Here is an 18,934-nt window from a genome sequence, read left to right on the forward strand (position 1 = left end):
GGACACCATCCTGTCAGGCGAGGGGGCCGGGCAGCGCCGGGCTCGTGGCGGTCGGCAGCGTGGGGTGCCAGAGGTCGCCTAGATTCTGCACCCGCTCCAGCATGGCGGTGGGATGTGTCCGGACCGGCGTGTCGGGGCCCAGGGCCGCCACCTCTTCCCACGTGAGGGGGGTCGCCACCGAGGGGACCTCCAGGCCGCGGACGGAGTAGGCGACCACCGTGTTGCGGGCCGCGAGGTTCTGGGCGAAGTCGACGAAGACCAACCCGGCCCGGGCGTTCTTGGCCATAGTCGCCACGAAGCGCTTCGGATGTCGCTGGGCGAGGTGCCGGGCCAACGACTGGGCGAACTGGTACACCTCTGAGGCGGGGGTGGGCGCGATGGGCACAGTCAGCTGGAGTCCCTTGTTCCCGGAGCTCTTGGGGTGCGACTCCAGCCCGACCTCAGCCAGCGTCGTGGCGGCGATGATGGCGCCCTTGGCGATCTCGTCCGGCGTGACGCCGGGGCCGGGGTCGAGATCGACCACCAGCGAGGTCGCCCGCGGCTCGTCCTCGCCGTCGATGACGATGCCGTCCTCGTGGGCAGTGGCTTCCGTGGTGCGCCACTGCGGGGTGTGCAGCTCGATCGACGCGATGTTCGCCAACCAGGCCAGATCCGCCCGCTGGGTGGCGGTCACGTAGCTGACCGTGCCGGCGCTGGTGGCCACGTCGACGGTCTGGACGAAGTCCGGGGTGCCGGCGGGTGCGTTCTTCTCGTAGAACGAATCGCCGGTGGTGCCGTCGGGGAAGCGCACCCGGGTCAGGGCCCGGTCCCGCAGGTGCGGGAGGAGCACCTCGGAGATCTCGACGTAGTAGTTGATCAGTTCGCCCTTGGTGAACCCGCTGGGGAACAACGGCTTGTGCAGATTGCTCAGGTTCAGCGTCAACCCGTCGATCTCGGTGGTGATCCGCTCGTTCATGCCCGGCCTCCTGATCCCAGCATGACATGGGCCGGTGTGAATTTGTCGCACCAGGATGGTTGCATGGTGCCCATGAGTTTCCGAGTGGTGCCGCCCCGCCATGTCGTCATGCCGGCACTCACGGCCGAGCAGGCGGAGTTGGCGGCGCCCGCCAACGGCGTCACGGTCGTGCTCGGTGGCCCCGGTTCGGGCAAGACCACACTCATCACCGAGGCTGCTGCGGCCAGGGTCGCGGCGGGTTCCCCCCTGGAGCGACTGATCGTGCTGGCCCACTCGCGAGCCGCAGCGCAGACGCTCCGCCGTGACATCACCCGCAGGCTCGACAGGGCACAGACCGAGGCGCACGTCACCACCATCCACGGTCTGTCGCTCGGCCTGCTGCGCCGGTTCCGGCCCCACGAGGACAGCCCGTGGCGCCTGCTGCGGGCGCCGGAGCAGGAGGCCCGGATCCGTGAACTCCTGGAGGGGATGGGCCCGGATGCGTGGCCGGAGGAGTTCAGGGCCGCGGTCGGCACCCGGGCGTTCGCCCGCCAACTGCGGGAGGTGCTGGCACGGGCGCGCCAGCTGTCACTCGATGCCGAATCCATCGCTGGCATGGCGACGGCGGGTGGGGACGAACTGTTCCGGGCCGCAGCCGTCTTCATCGAGGAATACCTCACCGTCGCGGATTTCGCAGGCACGCTGGATTACGCCGAACTCGTCTACCGCACGCGGCTGCTGCTCACCGAGCAGTCGGTCGCCGGGGGAGTGCGTGCCGCGTTCGACGCCGTCCTCGTCGATGACGCGCACGAGTCGGACCATGCACAGGTTGGTCTCGTCGGAGACCTCGCGCGGTTGGGCCTGCCGGTGCTGGCGGTGGGGGATCCGCACTCACGGATCGGTGGCTACCGCGGCGCCAGCCCCACCGCAATGGCTGACCTGGCGGCTCTTCCAGGTGCCCGCCGGGCGCAGCTGACGGGCGGCTTCCGGAGCCGGGCCGTGCTGGCGGAGTCGCTGGAGGTCCTGCGGCAACGCCTAGATCAGCGCCTGGCCTCACCGCCCCTCGGGGCCGTGCTCGGTGGCGGCGAGGTCACGGTGTCGGTCTACGACAACGAATCCGCGGAACTGGCGCAGGTCGCCGCGCAGTTGAGGTCCGCCGTGGCGCAGGACGGTCTGTCCTGGGCAGACCTGGTGGTGGTGACCCGGGCCGGGCGCGCGCAACTGAGCGCCGTGGCCAAGGAGCTCGTCAGGTTGGGCGTCCCCGTCGATGTCTCCGGTGACGAGATCGCGCTGGCCGAACAACCGGCCGTTTCCGTGTTGCTGCTCGCCCTGCGGATCTGCGCCGACGGTGGCGCTCCGGAGGCGGACGAGACCCGCCTGCTGTTGTCTTCGCCGCTCTGCGGCCTCGACGGCGTGGGCCAGCGACGGCTGGGTCGCGCGCTCCTCGCCCGGCATCGGACGGAGGGGACGTCGGCGGTGCTCCTCAGCCGGTCTCTCTCCGAGCCGTCGCTGCTGGAGGGGATCGACCTCCCAGAAGCGGCCCAGGCCGCTGCCCTGGCCGGGTTGCTGACCGAGGGGACGGCGCTGGCGGAGCGGGGCGCAGAGGTACAGGAGGTGCTGTGGCACCTGTGGTCGGCCACCGGGTGGCCGGAGCAGTTGCGGGAGCGCGCTCTGCGGGGGTCCCGCCGGGCGGACGCGGATCTGGACGCCATGGTCGAGTTGTTCGAACAGGCCTCGCGCGCAGATGACCTGCGCGGTGCCGCCGGTGCGCGCACCTTCATCGCCGAGTTGTCCGGTCAGGAGATCCCGGCAGACACCGGCCGCGAACTCGACATCGGCGGCCGGGGCGTCCGGGTGGTGACGGCGCACCGCACGCGTGGCCTCGAGTGGGAACGCGTCTGGGTGATCGGCGTCCAGGAGGGGCTGTGGCCCCGCCTCACCCGGGCCGGGCTGCTCGTAGACCCGGATCGCCTCGGCCCCGACGGCCTCGCCGCCCCGGGGCAGGCATCACACCTGTCCTCTGAGCGGCAACTGTTCTACGTCGCCTGTAGCCGTGCCCGCGCCGGTCTGCACGTCTCGGCGGTGCAGGGCGTCGACGGGGAGGGCGGGCGCCCCTCCCGGTTCCTCGGTGAGCTCGGAGCGGAGGCCCACCGCGTCAACGGTCGGCCGGGCCAACTCCTGTCCGCTTCGGCTTTGGTGGGGGAACTGCGGCGGGTCATGACAGATGACACAGCGGCACCGGGGCTCCGGCGCGCCGCGGCGCTGCGGCTCGCGGCCATGGCCACGGTGCAGAACCCCGACGGTGCGTCGGCCTTCCCGGGAGCCTCGCCCGGCACCTGGTGGGGGATGCGCGACACCAGCGGGACGGCGCACGAACACCGTGGCCCCATCCACCTCAACGGGTCCTCGCTGGCGCAGTTGCTCAGTTGCCCGCGCATGTGGTTCCTCTCGAGACGCGCTCAGGCGGAGCCGTCCCGCCAGTCCCGCGCCTCGGTGGGCGACGTGGTCCACGTCGTGGCCAAGCATGCCGCCACCGAGGGGCTCACCGCCGCACAGATGCACGCCAGGCTGGACGAGGTCTGGGAGAAGATCCCGTTCGAGACCGAGTGGCTGTCCGCCACTGAACGCTCGGAGATCTTTGCCGCAGTGGAGCGCTTCGCGAACTACCAGACCACCAACCCGCACGAGCTCCTGGCCGTCGAGAAGTCCTTCGAAGTGGGGCTGGACGTGGCAGGGGAACGGGTGGTGCTCAGGGGCACCGTCGACAGGCTCGAGCGCACCGCCGACGGCAGGCTCCGCGTCGTGGACCTCAAGACGGCCAGGAAGGTGCAGCGGCCACCGGAGGTGGTGGACAACCCGCAGCTCGGCATATACCAGTTGGCGGCAAGCCTGGGCGCCTTCAACGACGTTGCGGGCCAGAGTGCCGGCGTCGCACCGCCCGCCCTGATGTTCCTGCGTGGCGGCGAAACGCTCCCGTCGATGGTGGAACAGCCATCCATCGACGACGTGCCGGCCATCGAGGGGGAGGAACTCACAGTGGGGCCCACCTGGGTGCATGACAGGATCGCCAGCGCCGTGGACATCCTCCGGAGTGGCCGGTTCGAGGCGGCCGAGTGCACCGCATGTCGCTACTGCCCGTTCAAGGCTTCGTGCCCGGCACTCGCCGCGCCGGGGAAGACAGGCCACCGATGACCATCCACCCCATCCGTTCCCGGCTGTTCACAGATCCTCAGCAACTCTGTGACGCGCTGGACATTCCGTTCTCGGACGAGCAGCTGGCGTGCATCACCGCGCCGCTCGAGCCGGCTGTGATCATCGCCGGCGCAGGCAGTGGGAAGACCACCGTCATGGCCGCGCGGGTGGTCTGGTTGGTGGGCACCGGTCAGGTCCGTCCGGAACAGGTGTTGGGACTCACCTTCACCCGCAAGGCGGCGGCAGAGTTGGCCGGCAGGGTGGCTGATGCGCTTGCGCGCGCCAGGGTGCTGACCGGCGCGGAGGGCGAGGGCGCCGAACTGGTGATGACCTACGATTCCTTCGCCGCCCGCCTGGTGAGCGAGTTCGGCCTGCGCATCGGCATCGACAAGGACCCGGTCATGATCACCGGCGCCAGCCGGTTCCGCCTCGCCACGAGGGTGGTGGCGGATGCGCCGGGGCCCTTCCGGAGCATCAGCCGCCTCAGCCACCACTCCATCCCGGAACGGGTGCTCTCCCTGGACGCGGAGATGGCCTCCCACCTGGTGACCCCCCGCCAGATCCTCGAGCAGTCGGCCCGGAGTGAGACGGCCTTCCTCGACGCGCCCCTCTTCCGGGGGAAGGTCATGCGCGACGTGGCCAAGGCGCTGGACGCAACGGAGGAGCGTCGCGAACTCCTCTCGCTGGTCATGCGCTACCAGGAACTCAAGCGCCGCCTCGGCGTCGTCGAATTCGCGGACCAGCTGCGCGAATCAGTCCGGCTGGTCACAGAGGTCCCGGATGTGGGCCGCGAACTGCGCCACCGGTTCCGGGTGGTGCTCCTCGACGAGTACCAGGACACGTCCTCCGCCCAGGCCGAACTGCTGCGCCGCCTTTTCACGGGGCCGGTGAACTCGGATGCCATGGGCTTCCCCGTCACCGCCGTCGGAGACCCCTACCAGGCCATCTACGGATGGCGGGGCGCCGCCTCCGGCAACATCCTCGAGTTCCCCTACCAGTTCCGTCGCTCAGACGGTGCCCCCGCCGAACGCCAGACGCTCAGCATCAACCGGCGTAGCGGTCACCGCATCCTGGAGGTGGGCAACTCGCTGGCTTCAGGGCTGCATGCTGCTCCTGGCGAGGAGGGCGTTTCGCTCGTGGCCCCCCAGGGGGCGCCAGCCGGCGCCGTGGCGGCGGCCATGTTCGACACCTTCCGCGACGAGGTCGACTGGCTGGCGGAGACTGTCATCTCGCAGCATGACGGTGGCCGGTCCTGGAAGGACCAGGCCGTCCTGGTCAGGCGTAACGCGGCGCTCGCCCCCATCTTCGAGGCGTTGCGTGACCGCGACGTGCCCGTCGAGATCGTCGGCCTCGGGGGGCTGTTGGGCCTTCCGGAAGTGGCCCCCATCGTTGCCACGCTGCGCGTGCTGGACGACGTGACCGCCAATCCGGAGGTTGCCATGCTCCTCACGGGGCCGCGGTGGAACCTCGGGCTGACCGACATGGAGGTGCTGGGGGCGCGGGCACGGGAACTGGCAACGCAATCCGCCATCGGCACCCCGGAGAGCGACGACCTCATCAGGGCCGTCACGCAGGCAGACCCGGGCGAGGTGGTGTGCCTCCTCGACGCGGTGGCAGACCCCGGGGACGCGCCGCTGAGCGCGGAGGGCCGCCGGCGGCTCGGCCGCTTCCACCACGAGATCACCGCCCTCCGCCGGCATGCCTCCGAGCCGGTGGCAGACCTCGTCACCAGGGTGATCGCCACCCTCGGGTTGGAGGCCGAACTCATCGCCACCGGCGCCGACACCACCCAGGTCGCCAGGTTCGTCGCAGAGGTGGCCAGCTACGTCGACGTGGATGGCGACGGCAGCCTCACCGGCCTGATCGCCTACCTCGACGCCGAATCCGAACAAGGCGAAGGCCTCATGCAGGCCGTGCCCAGCGAGGAGGATTCGGTCAAGCTCATGACGGTGCACCGCGCCAAGGGCCTGGAGTGGGACACGGTGTTCCTGCCCAGCCTCGTGGACAAGGTCTTCCCGTCGGAGTCGAGGTCCGGAGTGTGGCCCCAGCGGGCCGATGTGCTGCCGGGGCCGCTGCGGGGCGACGCGGGCTCGATTCCGCAACTGGGGGAGCACACCAAGAAGGGCATCGACGCGTACCGCGACGCGCTGAAGGACGAACACCGCCTCTCGGAGGACCGGCTCGCGTACGTCGCCGCCACCCGCGCCAAACGCCTGCTGCTGGCCTCGGCCCACCTCTGGACGCCCGGCAACATCCGTCCCCGGGCAGAGTCCCCGTACTTCACCGTGATCCGCGAACTCTGCGAGGCGGCCGGCACGGACCTCGACAACGCCACCCGCTCCTCGGATACCAACCCCATCCCGGCAGAGCCGGTCCGGGCCGTCTGGCCCGTCGAACTCGACGAGGACGGCATCGCGCGGCGCGCGGCAGCCGCTGAGCTCATCACCCGAGCCACCGAACTGGCCGATGCCACCGAACAGGACCAGTTGAGATGGACGTGGGAGTCGGGTGTCATAGCAGACGAGGACGCCGCCACTGTCGCCGCCTGGGACGAGAGCATCAGGCACCTCACCGAACTGGCCCAACGCCGCGGAGACCGCTCGGTGGCGCTGCCGGACGGGCTGTCGGCCACCGCGCTGATCGCCCTTCAGACAGACCAGAGCGCGTTCGCGGCCGGACTGCTGCGGCGCATGCCCCGCAGACCTTCGACGGCCGCCCGCGTGGGCTCCAGGTTCCATGAATGGCTCCAGGAACGCTTCCTCCTCCCCGCCTCGTTGGAGGAACTGGAGGCGCAACCCACGGCGGCCACGGCGGAACTGACCAGGCTCATCGAAGCATTTGAGGCCGGTCAGTTCGCGCACCGGATGCCGATGGGCGTGGAGGTGCCGTTCCTCATGCGCCGGGGCCCGCACGTGCTGCGCGGTCGCATCGACGCTGTCTACGCCTGGCCCCGGGACGGACTCGAGTACCTCGTCGTGGACTGGAAGACCTCCAACCAGGCAGCAGATCCCCTCCAGCTCGCGGTGTACCGGCAGGCCTGGGCGGAGGCCCGTGGAGTGGATCCGGCCGCAGTGGGTGCGGCGTTCTACCATGTGCTGACGGACCAGTTGAGGTTCGTGGAGGCCCCCGTCGGCCTCGTCGACCGGGCCCTGGAGGTTGCTGAAGCATGAGCAGGTGGCTGGATCGCTCCCCGCTGGACCGGCTGCCCATCGGGCGCGGTGCAGCAGAGGTGGAAGCGCTGTGGCGGGGTGCCGTGGTCGTCGAGGTGGACGCCGAGGGCACGATCGCGTCGGAACAGGGACGCCCACGCCCGCTGCGGTCGCCGGGGGCGAGGCAGCCCGAGGACATCCTGTTGGGCATCGTCGAGGGTGTGGCGTGGTTCGCCCGCGGCGTCGACGCTGTCTCTGGCGAGGCCATGAGCTGGCGCGACACCCAGCCGGATTCGCTTGACCCGTTGGCCACCGGCGTCGCGCTCGCCCGGTGGCACGCCGGGCAGCCGCCGTGCGAGAACTGCGGTTCGGCCACCAGGCCGGATCAGGCCGGTGCCCGGCGCATCTGCACCGGCTGCGGAACACTCCAGTTCCCCCGCATCGACCCGTGCGTCATCGTGGCGGTCACAGATCCCGACGACAGGCTGCTGCTGGCCAGGCAGGCGCAGTGGGCGCGCGGACGCATCTCGGTCATCGCAGGGTTCATCGAAGCGGGCGAGTCTGTTGAACAGGCGGTGCACCGCGAGGTGCACGAAGAGGTGGGGGCGCGGCTGACGTCCCTGACGTACTTCGGTTCCGAGCCGTGGCCCATGCCTCGTTCACTGATGCTCGGGTTCCAGGCCCGTGCCGAAGATGCGCAGATAACAGTGGACGGCGACGAGATCTCTGAGGGTGCGTATTACACCCGGTCAGATCTCGCCGCCGCCTTGGCTGCGGGTGAGGTGATCCTCCCTGCCGGGGCCTCGCTTGCGCGGGCCCTCATTCAGCGCTGGCTCAGTTCTGGTTGAGCCTGCTGGTTTCGTCCTGGATCCGGGTGGCCACCTCAAGGAGCTTCTCCTTGTGGGCAGCGGCGTGGTGGGCGCAGAAGAGCAGCTCACCGCCGGACTGGAGGAATACGCGCAGGTAGGCCTGGGCGCCGCAGCGATCGCAGCGATCGACAGCGGTCAGGGTGGGATCCGTTGCGAGTTCGGTCATCATGGCCTCCTGCCTTATCTTTCTTACCTTCTCATGTATCAACGTACCTGGGGGGCGGAATGTTCCCTGGGCGCCGCGCCCGCGTTTCACTGACACGGTCCGTCGGTGCGCACGGGTACCCTGTCTGGGTGCAGACCCCGAAGACCCCACCGCTGTCCCGTGACTACGAGGCGAAGAACCTTCTCGTCCTCGAAGGGCTCGAGGCCGTGCGCAAGCGGCCTGCCATGTACATCGGCTCGACGGACACCCGCGGTCTCATGCACTGCCTCTGGGAGATCATCGACAACGCCGTGGACGAGGCCCTGGCCGGCTTCGGCGAGGAGATCGAGGTGATGCTGGGCGCCGACGGTTCCGTCAGCGTGCACGACCACGCCCGCGGTGTGCCGGTGGACAAGGAACCCCGCACCGGGCTCAGCGGCGTCGAGGTGGTCTTCACCAAGCTGCATGCGGGCGGTAAGTTCGGCAACTCGTCCTACACGGCCACCGGCGGCCTGCACGGCGTCGGCGCCTCCGTCGTCAACGCGCTGTCGTCGCGCCTCGATGTCCAGGTGGACCGCGACGGCAGCACCTGGGAGATGAGCTTCCGCCGTGGCGTACCCGGCGTCTTCGACGGCGAAGGTCCTGAGGCGAACTTCACCCCCGCCAGCGGCATCCGCAAGATCAAGAAGGTTGCCAAGGCCAAGTCGGGCACCCGCGTGCGGTACTGGCCGGACAGGCAGATCTTCCTCGCAGACGCCGAATTGTCCCTCCGCCACCTCCATGACCGCGCGCGTCAGACGTCCTTCCTGGTGCCCGGCCTCAAGATCGAGGTCACGGATGCGCGCGCCGGTGAGCCCGCCGTCGAAACGTTCCTGCACGTGGGCGGGATCACCGAATTCGCTGATTTCCTGGCGCCGGACGCCGCGCTCACCGAGATCATCCGGCTGGAGGGCAGGGACTCCTTCGTGGAGACTGTGCCCATGCTCGACGACAGTGGCGCGATGACCCCCACCGACGTGGAACGCGACCTCGACGTGAACATCGCGCTGCGCTGGGGCACCGGCTACGACACGGTGCTGAAGTCGTTCGTGAACATCATCGCCACCCCGAAGGGCGGCACCCACGTGCAGGGCTTCGAGCGGGGCCTCACCCGTGCGCTGGTCAAGTCCTATGAGGGCACCCGCGGGCTCCTGAAGGCCGGCGAGGAAGTGGTCAAGGAAGACTGCGTCGAAGGCATGACCGCCGTCGTGACGGTGCGTCTGGCCGAGCCGCAGTTCGAGGGCCAGACCAAGGAGGTGCTGGGCACCCCCGCCGTCAACCGGCTGGTGGCGCGCGTCGTGGAGTCGGAGATGGGCAAGTTCCTCACCTCCCCCAAGACGCGACAGATGGCACGCACCTTGCAGGAGAAGGTTGTCTCGGCCGCGCGCACGCGCGTGCAGGCACGTGCGCACCGGGAGACCCAACGCCGCAAGAACGCCCTCGAATCCTCGACGCTGCCGCCCAAGCTGAAGGACTGTCGCTCCACCGCGGTGGACAGCACCGAACTGTTCATCGTGGAGGGCGACTCTGCACTGGGCACCGCGAACGTGGCCCGCAATTCGGAGTTCCAGGCGCTGCTGCCCATCCGGGGCAAGATCCTCAACGTGCAGAAGGCCTCCATCGGCGACATGCTGAAGAACGCCGAGTGCGCCTCGATCATCCAGGTGGTGGGCGCCGGGTCCGGCCGCTCCTTCGACGTGGATTCGGCCCGCTACGGCAAGATCATCTTCATGGCGGACGCGGATTCCGACGGCGCCCACATCCGCTGCCTGCTCGCCACCCTCTTCTTCCGTTACATGCGCCCCCTCGTGGAGGCCGGCCGCGTGTTCTCAGCCGTTCCACCGCTGCACCGGTTCGAGCTGATCAACCCCAAGAAGGGCTACGACAAGTACATCTACACGTACTCAGATGCCGAGTACCAGCGCAAGTCGCTCGAACTCACCAAGCGGGGACAGAAGTTCAAGGAGCCGCAGCGCTACAAGGGCCTCGGTGAGATGGACGCGGACCAGCTGGCAGACACCACGATGAGCCCGAAGCACCGGATGCTGCGCAGGCTCACCGTCGACGATGCGGAAGCTGCCGAGCGCGTCTTCGAGGTCCTCATGGGCAACGAAGTGGCTCCTCGTAAAGAGTTCATCATCGAGGGTGCTTACGCCCTTGAAGCGGATCGCATCGACGCCTGACGCTGGTTCCCGCCTGCTGAGCCGGCGTCAGTCAGCGACGAGGACGACGGAGAGGTGGCGCGGGCCGTGGACGCCCTCGACCCGGCTCAACTCGATGTCGCTCGTCGCTGAGCCGCCGCTCAACCACGTGACCGGGCGACGCTCGCGGATCGCCGGAGCCAGCCGGGCGATGCCCTCGGGAACGTCGCTCACCACCTGGTACTCGTGCACCACGCAGATGTGGCGGTCCGGAAGCAGTGTCAGGGCGCGGCGGCCCTGACCCTCGCCGTGGTCGAGGGCGATCGTGCCCGAATCAGCCATGCCGACCGCCGCCGTCGTCACCACCGCGTCGATGGCGTTCAGCTCGGCGTGGGTCAACTGCGGGTCGTCGCGGTGCAGCGCGAAGCCGGCATGTCGGAGCGCTGCGATCCACGCCTCGGGGAACCCCGCCGGCACCACGATGCTCTTCGTGTCCAACGCTTCCAGGGCTTCGACGATCATGGCCGCCGCCCCGTCGGGGGCGCAGCGGCGGACCGCGGCCTTGTAGTCCTCGACCTTCTCGACGAAGTCCGCGATCACGTCCTTGGTGCCCAGGGGGCGGCCGTAGACCCAGTCGACGGGCACGTCGACCATCGGATCCGTTTCGGTGACGTCCTGGGTGGCTCGGCGGATGCGTTGCAACACCTCTTCGCGTGCGCTCATTGTTCGTCTCCTTCGTGCTCGTCCTTCCACCACTGGCGGAAGGTCTGCGTGGGTGGGGCTTCGGCGTCGCGGGCCTGCAGCCAGCGCGAGGCCAGCGGGATGGGCATGGGGCCGAGCCACTTGCCGCGGAAAATGCGGCCGGCGAAGCGGCTGCCGAGTTGGACCGACGCCAGGTTCCGGCCGTCCTTCATCACCCAGCCGGCGCCCTTCATCAGCAGTTGCTCACCGGTGGGGTGCTTGGCCGTCTTGCGTTCGACGGCCTTGTGGCGCAGGTGCACCAGGATGTCGGTGAACGGGATCCGCACCGGGCACACCTCGTTGCAGGCGCCGCACAGCGTCGAGGCGAACGGCAGCGCGCGCGTGTTCGCGTCGTCCATGCCGCGCAGTTGCGGGCCGAGGATGGCGCCGATGGGGCCGGGGTACGGCGACCCGTAGGCGTGGCCGCCCACCCGCTCGTACACGGGGCAGATGTTGAGGCAGGCGGAGCAGCGGATGCAGCGCAGCGCAGCGCGGCCCTCGGGATCGGCCAGGACGTCGGTGCGTCCGTTGTCGAGCAGCACCACGTGGAGGTCCTGCGGGCCTTCGCCGGGCGTCACGCCCGTCCACATCGAGGTGTACGGGTTCATGCGCTCGCCGGTGGAGGAGCGGGGGAGCAACTTGAGGAAGACCTCCAGGTCCTCCAGCGTCGGGAGCACCTTCTCGATGCCGACGACGGAGACCAGCGTCTCGGGGAGGGTCAGGCACATGCGGCCGTTGCCCTCGGATTCGACGATGACGAGCGTGCCGGTGTCGGCCACGATGAAGTTGCCGCCGGAGACAGCCATCTTCGCGCGCAGGAACTTCTCGCGCAGGTGCAGGCGGGCGGCCTCGGCGAGTTCGGCCGGGTCGTCGGAGATGGGCTCGGGGGCGGGCCTACCGTAGCGGCCCATCTCCTCCTTGAAGATCTCGCGCACCTCGGAGCGGTTGCGGTGGATGGCGGGCACGAGGATGTGGCTGGGCAGGTCATGGCCCAACTGCACGATGAGTTCGGCCAGGTCCGTCTCCCAGGCGGCGATGCCCTCGGCCTCGAGGTGCTCGTTGAGGTCGATCTCCTGGGTGACCATCGACTTGATCTTGACCACCTCGTCGACGCCCTTGGCCTTGGCGATGTCCGTGACGATGCGGTTGGCGTCGGCCGCGTCACGTGCCCAGTGCACGGTGATGCCGGCTGCTGTCATGGCCTCCTCGGCCTGCAGGAGGTAGCGCTCGAGGTGGCGTGCCACGCGGTCCTTGATCTGGGCCGCCGCGGTGCGCAGCTCCTCCCATTCGGGCACCTCCGAGGCGCGGACGATGCGCTTGGCGCGGATGGTCGACGTCGCGTGGGTGAGGTTCTTGCGTTGCTCCGCGTTCTGCAGACTCGCCTTCGCTGCCTGCGGGAACTCGGGGATGCCCAGCCACGAGCCGGGCTCAGGGGTGCGGCGGTTCATCGCGCGTCCTCCTCGGTGGCGGCCAGGATCTCGGCCAGGTGGATGGTCTTGACGCCGGAGCGGCCGCGGTGCAGCACGCCGCCGATGTTCATCAGGCACGCGTGGTCTCCGGCCACGAGGTACTCGGCGCCGGTGGTGCGCACATGGCGGGCCTTGTCGGAGGCCATGGCGATGGACACGTCAGGGTTCTTGAGGGAGAAGGTGCCGCCGAAGCCGCAGCACTCCTCGGCCTTCGGCAGGTCGATCAGGTCGATGCCGCGCACGTCCCTCAACAGCCTCAGGGGGCGGTCGCCCACCTTGGCGACCCGCACCGAATGGCAGGTGGGGTGGTAGGTCACGCGGTGCGGGAAGTAGGCGCCCACGTCGGTGACGCCGAGCACGTCGACGATGAACTCGCTCAGCTCGTAGGTGCGGGCCGCCGTCGCCGTCGCGTCGCGTTCGAGGCCGGCATCGCCGGCGTGGCGGGCGAGCATGGGGTGCTGCTCCCGCACGGAACCGACGCAGGAACCGGAGGGGGCGACGATGTAGTCATAGTCCCCGAATGAGCGCACGTAGTTGCGCACGGTGGGCACCGCCTCGTCCCAGTAGCCGGTGTTGGTCATGATCTGCCCACAGCAGGTCTGGCGTTCCGGGTACGAGACGCGGCACCCGAGGCGCTCGAGGAGTCGCACTGTGGCGATGGGCACCGACGGTTTCATGGTGTCGGTGATGCACGTAGCGAACAACGCGACGTGGGGGTTGACGTTCATGGCAGTGGCCTTTCGGGGATCAGGGGAGCAGCCAGGAGAGCACGGGGGTGGACATGAGCCCGGAGAGCAGGCACAGCAGGGCGAGCAGCACGAAGCTCCATCCGATGATGCGGCGCAGGATCGTGGACTCGGCGCCGGCGATGCCGATGGCGGTGGCGGCGATCGTCAGCGACTGCGGCGAGATCATCTTGCCCACCACGCCGCCGGCCGCATTGGAGCCGACGAGCAGCGCGCGCATCGATTCGGTGCCGAGGTGCGAGCCTGGGCCGATCTCGGCGCCCACTCCGGATTGGAGGCTGGAGAACAGGATGTTGGCCGACGTGTCGGAGCCGGTCACGTAGGTGCCGATCCAGCCGAGGACCGGGGCCACGTAGGGGTAGAGGGCGCCGGCGCCCGCGAAGAAGAGGCCGAGCGCCAGGGTCTGGCCCGAGTCGCCCATCACGTAGGCCAGCGCCACGACGCTGCCGATGGTGAGCATCGCGAAGCGCAGCTTCTTCGCGTTGGTCCACAGCACGCCGAAGATCTCTCCGATGCCCATCCGGTAGATGAGGCCGGTGACGATGGCCACGAAGGCGAGCAGGATGCCCGGCGTCGACGCCCAGGCGAGCGTGTAGGACTGGTGGGCGGCCGGGTTGCCGGCGACGTCCAGCAGCCCGCCCAGGCCGGGCCAGGCGAACTTCACGTCGGTGGCGGCCAGCGCGGCCTTCACCGGCGGCAGCGCCGCGACTCCGAACACCACGATGACGAGCAGGTAGGGCACCAGTGCCATCATGATCCGGCCTCCGGTCAGTGCCTCGCCCGAGGTGCGGCGGGCATCGACCGGTGCGTCCTTCTCGACGGCGGGGTCGATCTTGATGCCGATCCGTTGGGCCGCCTCCGCGCCACCCCTCGGGTGCCACACCTTGAGGAAGGCGATGGCCACGATGACGCTGCTCACGGCGGCGAACACCTCGGTGAGGTTGTAGAGGGGCGTGGCGGACACGATCCACTTGGCGATGCCGAAGGTGACGCCGACGACCAGGCCGAAGGGCCAGCCTTCACGTAGGCCGCGCTTTCCGTCCATCACCGCGAGGAGCAGGAAGGGCACCACGAGGCACAGCAGTGCGGTCAGCCGGCCGGTGATGGGGGAGATGGCCAGCACGTCGTCGAACCCGCCCGTCTTGGCGGCCATCAGCACCGGAAGGCCGACGGCGCCGAACGCGACGGGGACGGTGTTGGCGAGCAGCGCGATGAGCGCAGAGCGCAGGGGCGAGAAGCCGATCGCGATCAGCATGGCCGCGGTGATGGCGACGGGGGCGCCGAAGCCGGCGAGGGCCTCGAGGAGGCCGCCGAAGCTGAACGCAATGAGGAGGCCCAGGACCCGGGGGTCATCCGAGATGAGGAAGAAGGTGCGCCGCAGGTCATCGAAGCGGCCGGAGGCCACCGTCACCTCGTACATCCAGATGGCGGTCAGCAGGATCCAGATGATGGGGAACAGCCCGTAGACGAAGCCGTGCACGCTGGTGGCCAGCGCGGTGGTCAGCGGCATGCCGAAGGCAGTGACGGCGACCAGCACGGCCGTCGCCCAGGAGAAGGGGCCGGCGAGATGGGCCTTCCAGCGCAGCGCGCCGAGGGTGATGAGCATCGCGATCACCGGGACGGCCGCCACGAGCGCGGACAGCCACTGGGCGCCCAGGGGGTTAGTGACCGGTTGGAAGGTTTCCAGCAACATCGGTGAACTCCGTCGTTCATATGGTCTGACCATTACTAATGGTCAGACCATAAGCTCTGGAGACGCGGCTGTCAACTGGATGGGACACAATGGGGTGCTATGACCACCGGCGGCTTTGAGAACGCGCTCGACTACCTGACGGGCGAGATCCTCGCCGGGCGCTTCGGAGCCGGTGACAGGCTGCCCAACGAGCGCGAGCTCTCCAGCCAGCTCGGGGCAAGCCGCAGCGCGGTCCGTGAGGCCATCAAGGTGCTGCAGGCCCAGGGCGTGCTGAGCTCGGCCACCGGGCGGGCCGGAGGCACCACCGTCGGGACGGGGCAGGGCGTCGCCTTCGGCCGCATGCTGAAACTGCACGTCGCGCTGGAGGCAGTCTCCTTCGCCGAGATCACCGAGACACGCGTGGTGCTGGAGCGCGCCGCCGCGCTGGCTGCCGTGGGCCAGCCGATGGGAGAGGTGAGGCGCCTCGCCGAGGAGATGGTCACCGTGACCCGGCCCGCCGCGTTCAACGACCTGGACACCGCGTTCCACGTCGCCATCGCCGCGGCCGGCGAGAACCGGCTCATCCGCGACATGACCATCGCGATCCGCGAGGCGGTGGCTGAGAGGATCCTCAGCGCTGAAGAGCGCCTGGCGCACTGGGAGGAACTACGCGCCAGGCTGGTCCAAGAACACGTACACATCGTCGACGCCCTGGAAACCGGCGACGGGGAGCGCGCCGCCCAACTGAGCGAGGAGCACGTGCGCAACGCGCTCGCCGCGCTCAGCTAGACAGCAGCCCCCGAGGTGGCGAGCAGCGAGCTAGAGGACCTGGGTCAGAAGGCCGGTGTCGACGTCGTAGATGAAGCCGCCGACCTCGGCGTGACCCTTGATCAGCGGGTGGTTGGCGATCATGTCCACGTCCGAGCGGAGCCGCGAAGCCTGATCAGGGTTGGCCCCGAACGAGAGCCAGGACGTATCCGTGCCGGTCTTGGCGGAGATGACCCTGCGGAGATCCTCATCGGTGCCGGAAGCCATGGCGCAGCGGGTGTGCGGCACCACCATGATGCGGTCCACCTGGAGGAGCTGGACGCTCAGCACGCAGCCGGTGACCACCGACGTGGTGACCCGTCCCCCGGGGGAGCGCAGGATCTTCGCGTCGCCGATCCGCAACCCGACCATGTCGAGTGGCTCGATGCGCGAATCCATGCAGGTCACGATGCAGACGCCCGCCTTGGCGATGCCGTCGAAGTAACCATCGGTGAAATCCGCTGCGTAGGCTTTGTTGGCCGCCATCAGGTCGTCAAAGTCGCTCATGCGAGGTGCATCCCTTCGTCGCGGAAATGTTACTCCCCGAAGAGGGTGTCGCCGGTTTCTGTCCGGGGAGCGACGCCCGCATCACGGCCCGCCAGCATCGTCACCGGCTGGGACAGCGGAGTGCCGGAGCCGTCGCGTCGTCCATGTTCGCGGGGCAGTTCGACCGGCGAACCGCTGGAGGCCGCGGCGACCACTGGGCGTGGGCCGATGGCCGCGATGAGGAGGGTGTCCTCGCCCTTCAGGAAGCGGTGCGCGCGCACGCCGCCCGTGGCCCGGCCCTTGGCCGGGAACTCGGACAACGCCGTGACCTTCGCCAGGCCGGTCTCGGTACCGGGCAGCGAGGTCGACGAGCCGGAGATGGTGACCACGTCGTCCGTGGCGGGGTCGACCGCGCCGAACCAGACGGCGGTGGCGCCGGCCGACAGCTTCATGCCGGCCATCCCGCCACCGGTGCGGCCCTGGGGCCTGACGATGGACGCCGGGAAATGGAGCAGCTGGGCGTCGGTACTGAGGAAGGCCAGATGCTTCGACTCGTCGTGCAGCTCGACGGCGCCGACCACCTCGTCGCCGTCCTTGAGGGCGATGACCTCCCACGAGTCGCGGACCAGCAGATCCGGGCGGACCCGCTTCACGATGCCCTGACGGGTACCGAGGGCCAGCCCCGGAGACTCGGTATCGAAGGTGGTCAGGCCCAGCGCTCGCTCACCGGGCTCGAGGGGCCACAGTTCGTGGGCGAGGCTGCCGCCCTGGAGGCTGGTTCCCGAAGCCGTCAGCGGGACGGTGGGCAACTCGATGGCGCGGCAGCGGAGGACGCGGCCGCGGTTGGTCAACACCCCGAATTCGCCGTGGGCACTCGTCTTCACCCTGGCGATGACCACGTCGTGCGCGGCCCGGCCCTCGGTGGGGAGCGGGCCGAAGTCACTGGTGCGCGCCACCAGCCACGTGCCGCTCAGGAGCACCCAGCATGGATGGTCCGGCACCTCGAGGGGCGCCGCCTTCACCGTGGTGGGCACGCCGGAGGAGGCCAGCAGGATGGTGCGACGCGGGGTGCCGAACTCCTTGGCCATCGCCGCGAGCTCGGTGCTGACGAGACGGCGCAGCACCGCCGGGTCCTCGATGATCTCGCGCAGGCCGGCGATGGTGGTGGCCAGTTCGTCGGCCTCCTTCTCCAGCTCGATGGTCGAGAACCGGGTGAGGCGCCGCAGCTGCATGTCGAGGATGTAGGTGGCCTGCAGATCGTCCAGGTCGAAGGCGCCCATGAGGCGTTCCTTGGCCTGGGCGCCGTCGTCGGAGGAACGGATGATGGCGATCACGTCGTCGATATCGGCGATGGCGATGATGAGACCGCGCACCAGATGCATGCGTTCTTCGGCCTTGGTGAGCCGGTGGTTCGTGCGGCGCAGGGTGACGTCGAGGCGGTGGTCGAGGTAGACCTCCAGCATCTCCTTCAGCGTGAGCGTGCGCGGCTGGCCTTCGACGAGCGCCACCGCATTGATGGCGAAGGTGTCCTCGAGCTTGGTGGCCTTGAAGAGCTGCTCGAGCAGGGCCTCGGGGTTGATGCCGTTCTTCACCTCGATGACCAGGCGGGTGCCGTGGGCGAGGTCCGTGAGGTCCTTGACGTCCGCGATGCCGGTGAGCTTCTTGTCCTGGACGCCCTTCTTGATCTGCTCGATGATGCGCTCGGGCCCGATCATGTAGGGCAGTTCGGTCACCACGATGCCCATGCGCCGGGGGCTGACCTTCTCGATGCGGGTGGTGGCGCGCAGCTTGAGGGAACCGCGGCCGGTGGCGTAGGCGTCGCGGATACCGTCGAGCCCGACGATCTTGCCGCCCGTGGGGAAATCCGGGCCGGGGATGTGGCGCATCAGCTCGTCGAGTTCGATGCCCGGGTTCTTCAGGAGTTGCTGGAGGCCGGCGATCACTTCGACGAGGTTGTGCGGCGCGATGTTGGTGGCCATGCCCACCGCGATGCCCGCGGCGCCGTTGACCAGCAGGTTGGGGAACGCGGCCGGCAGGACGACGGGCTCGGTCTCCTTGCCGTCGTAATTGGGTTTGAAGTCGACGGTGTTCTCGTCGATGCCCCGGGTCATGGCCTGCGCGGGCAGCGCCATCCGGCATTCGGTGTAGCGCATGGCGGCCGGGCCGGCGTCGAGGGAGCCGAAGTTGCCGTGCCCGTCGATCAGGGGGAGGCGGACGGACCACGTCTGGCCCATGCGCACCAGCGCGTCGTAGATGGCGGTGTCGCCGTGGGGGTGCAGGAGGCCCATGACCTGGCCCACGACACGGGCGCACTTGACGTGGCTGACGTTGGGTCGGACCCCCATCTGGTCCATCGAGTAGAGGATGCGGCGCTGGACGGGCTTGAGTCCGTCGCGGGCGTCCGGCAGTGCCCTGGAGTAGATGACCGAGTAGGCGTATTCCAGGAAGCTGGTCTCCATCTCCTGGGTGACGTCGACGTCGAGGATGTGTTCTTCCTCATTGAGTTCGTCGTCGATCGTCCGCTTGGTCATCGGGCGCTCTCCT

The 18,934-nt window shown here is 69.1% G+C and carries 13 protein-coding genes; 5 read left to right on the forward strand and 8 right to left on the reverse strand.

Going from position 1 to position 18,934, the window contains the following annotated elements; translation table 11 throughout:
- Positions 1-13 precede the first annotated feature (13 nt).
- Entirely contained in the window at positions 14-955 is a 942-nt protein-coding gene (gene ligD / locus ACZK4S_RS08200) for a non-homologous end-joining DNA ligase (RefSeq protein ID WP_076058726.1), read from the reverse strand.
- 72 nt (positions 956-1,027) lie between these two features.
- On the opposite strand from ligD, the gene ACZK4S_RS08205 reads away from it, so the two are divergent.
- From ACZK4S_RS08205 to nudC, 3 genes are read left to right on the forward strand one after another with little or no spacing between them, the layout of a single operon-like run.
- The gene (locus ACZK4S_RS08205; protein WP_463643946.1) at positions 1,028-4,126 is read left to right on the forward strand and encodes an ATP-dependent helicase; all 3,099 of its coding nucleotides are present in this window, start codon (positions 1,028-1,030) and stop codon (positions 4,124-4,126) included.
- Positions 4,123-7,296, forward strand: coding sequence for an ATP-dependent helicase (locus ACZK4S_RS08210; RefSeq protein ID WP_463643947.1), 3,174 nt, complete (start codon positions 4,123-4,125; stop codon positions 7,294-7,296). Before ACZK4S_RS08205 ends, ACZK4S_RS08210 begins: the two co-directional genes overlap by 4 nt.
- On the forward strand, positions 7,293-8,123 hold the full coding sequence (nudC, locus tag ACZK4S_RS08215) for an NAD(+) diphosphatase (RefSeq protein WP_083665326.1): 831 nt from the start codon (positions 7,293-7,295) through the stop codon (positions 8,121-8,123). The genes ACZK4S_RS08210 and nudC overlap by 4 nt, the downstream gene beginning before the upstream one ends.
- On the opposite strand, the gene ACZK4S_RS08220 is transcribed toward nudC, so the two are convergent.
- Positions 8,110-8,310: a DUF7455 domain-containing protein gene (locus ACZK4S_RS08220; protein WP_143570855.1), complete on the reverse strand. Its 201-nt coding sequence runs from the start codon at positions 8,308-8,310 to the stop codon at positions 8,110-8,112. The genes nudC and ACZK4S_RS08220 overlap by 14 nt on opposite strands.
- A 59-nt stretch (positions 8,311-8,369) precedes the next feature.
- On the opposite strand from ACZK4S_RS08220, the gene ACZK4S_RS08225 reads away from it, so the two are divergent.
- Complete coding sequence (locus tag ACZK4S_RS08225) at positions 8,370-10,511, forward strand: DNA gyrase/topoisomerase IV subunit B (RefSeq protein ID WP_083665327.1); 2,142 nt, start codon at positions 8,370-8,372, stop codon at positions 10,509-10,511.
- A 27-nt stretch (positions 10,512-10,538) separates the two neighbouring features.
- Here ACZK4S_RS08225 and ACZK4S_RS08230 read toward each other — a convergent pair whose 3' ends face one another.
- From ACZK4S_RS08230 to ACZK4S_RS08245, 4 genes are read right to left on the reverse strand one after another with little or no spacing between them, the layout of a single operon-like run.
- Positions 10,539-11,192 (reverse strand): LutC/YkgG family protein, encoded by a 654-nt coding sequence (locus tag ACZK4S_RS08230; protein WP_076058736.1) that lies wholly within the window; start codon positions 11,190-11,192, stop codon positions 10,539-10,541.
- The gene (locus tag ACZK4S_RS08235; RefSeq protein ID WP_463643948.1) at positions 11,189-12,658 is read right to left on the reverse strand and encodes a LutB/LldF family L-lactate oxidation iron-sulfur protein; all 1,470 of its coding nucleotides are present in this window, start codon (positions 12,656-12,658) and stop codon (positions 11,189-11,191) included. The genes ACZK4S_RS08230 and ACZK4S_RS08235 overlap by 4 nt, the downstream gene beginning before the upstream one ends.
- Positions 12,655-13,407 (reverse strand): (Fe-S)-binding protein, encoded by a 753-nt coding sequence (locus ACZK4S_RS08240; RefSeq protein ID WP_076058741.1) that lies wholly within the window; start codon positions 13,405-13,407, stop codon positions 12,655-12,657. The genes ACZK4S_RS08235 and ACZK4S_RS08240 overlap by 4 nt, the downstream gene beginning before the upstream one ends.
- A 19-nt stretch (positions 13,408-13,426) precedes the next feature.
- A complete protein-coding gene (locus tag ACZK4S_RS08245; RefSeq protein ID WP_076058743.1) occupies positions 13,427-15,118 on the reverse strand; it encodes an L-lactate permease in 1,692 nt (563 codons plus the stop codon).
- 99 nt (positions 15,119-15,217) lie between these two features.
- On the opposite strand from ACZK4S_RS08245, the gene ACZK4S_RS08250 reads away from it, so the two are divergent.
- Positions 15,218-15,886 (forward strand): FadR/GntR family transcriptional regulator, encoded by a 669-nt coding sequence (locus ACZK4S_RS08250; protein ID WP_076058746.1) that lies wholly within the window; start codon positions 15,218-15,220, stop codon positions 15,884-15,886.
- 30 nt (positions 15,887-15,916) lie between these two features.
- Here the strand turns inward: ACZK4S_RS08250 and ACZK4S_RS08255 are convergent, their stop codons facing one another.
- Both ACZK4S_RS08255 and ACZK4S_RS08260 read right to left on the reverse strand, forming a co-directional pair.
- Complete coding sequence (locus tag ACZK4S_RS08255; protein ID WP_076058748.1) at positions 15,917-16,411, reverse strand: beta-class carbonic anhydrase; 495 nt, start codon at positions 16,409-16,411, stop codon at positions 15,917-15,919.
- Between the two features lie 29 nt (positions 16,412-16,440).
- Entirely contained in the window at positions 16,441-18,921 is a 2,481-nt protein-coding gene (locus tag ACZK4S_RS08260) for a DNA gyrase/topoisomerase IV subunit A (protein ID WP_463643949.1), read from the reverse strand.
- Positions 18,922-18,934: the final 13 nt, after the last annotated feature.

The sequence above is a fragment of the Tessaracoccus zhenghani genome (assembly GCF_055326325.1).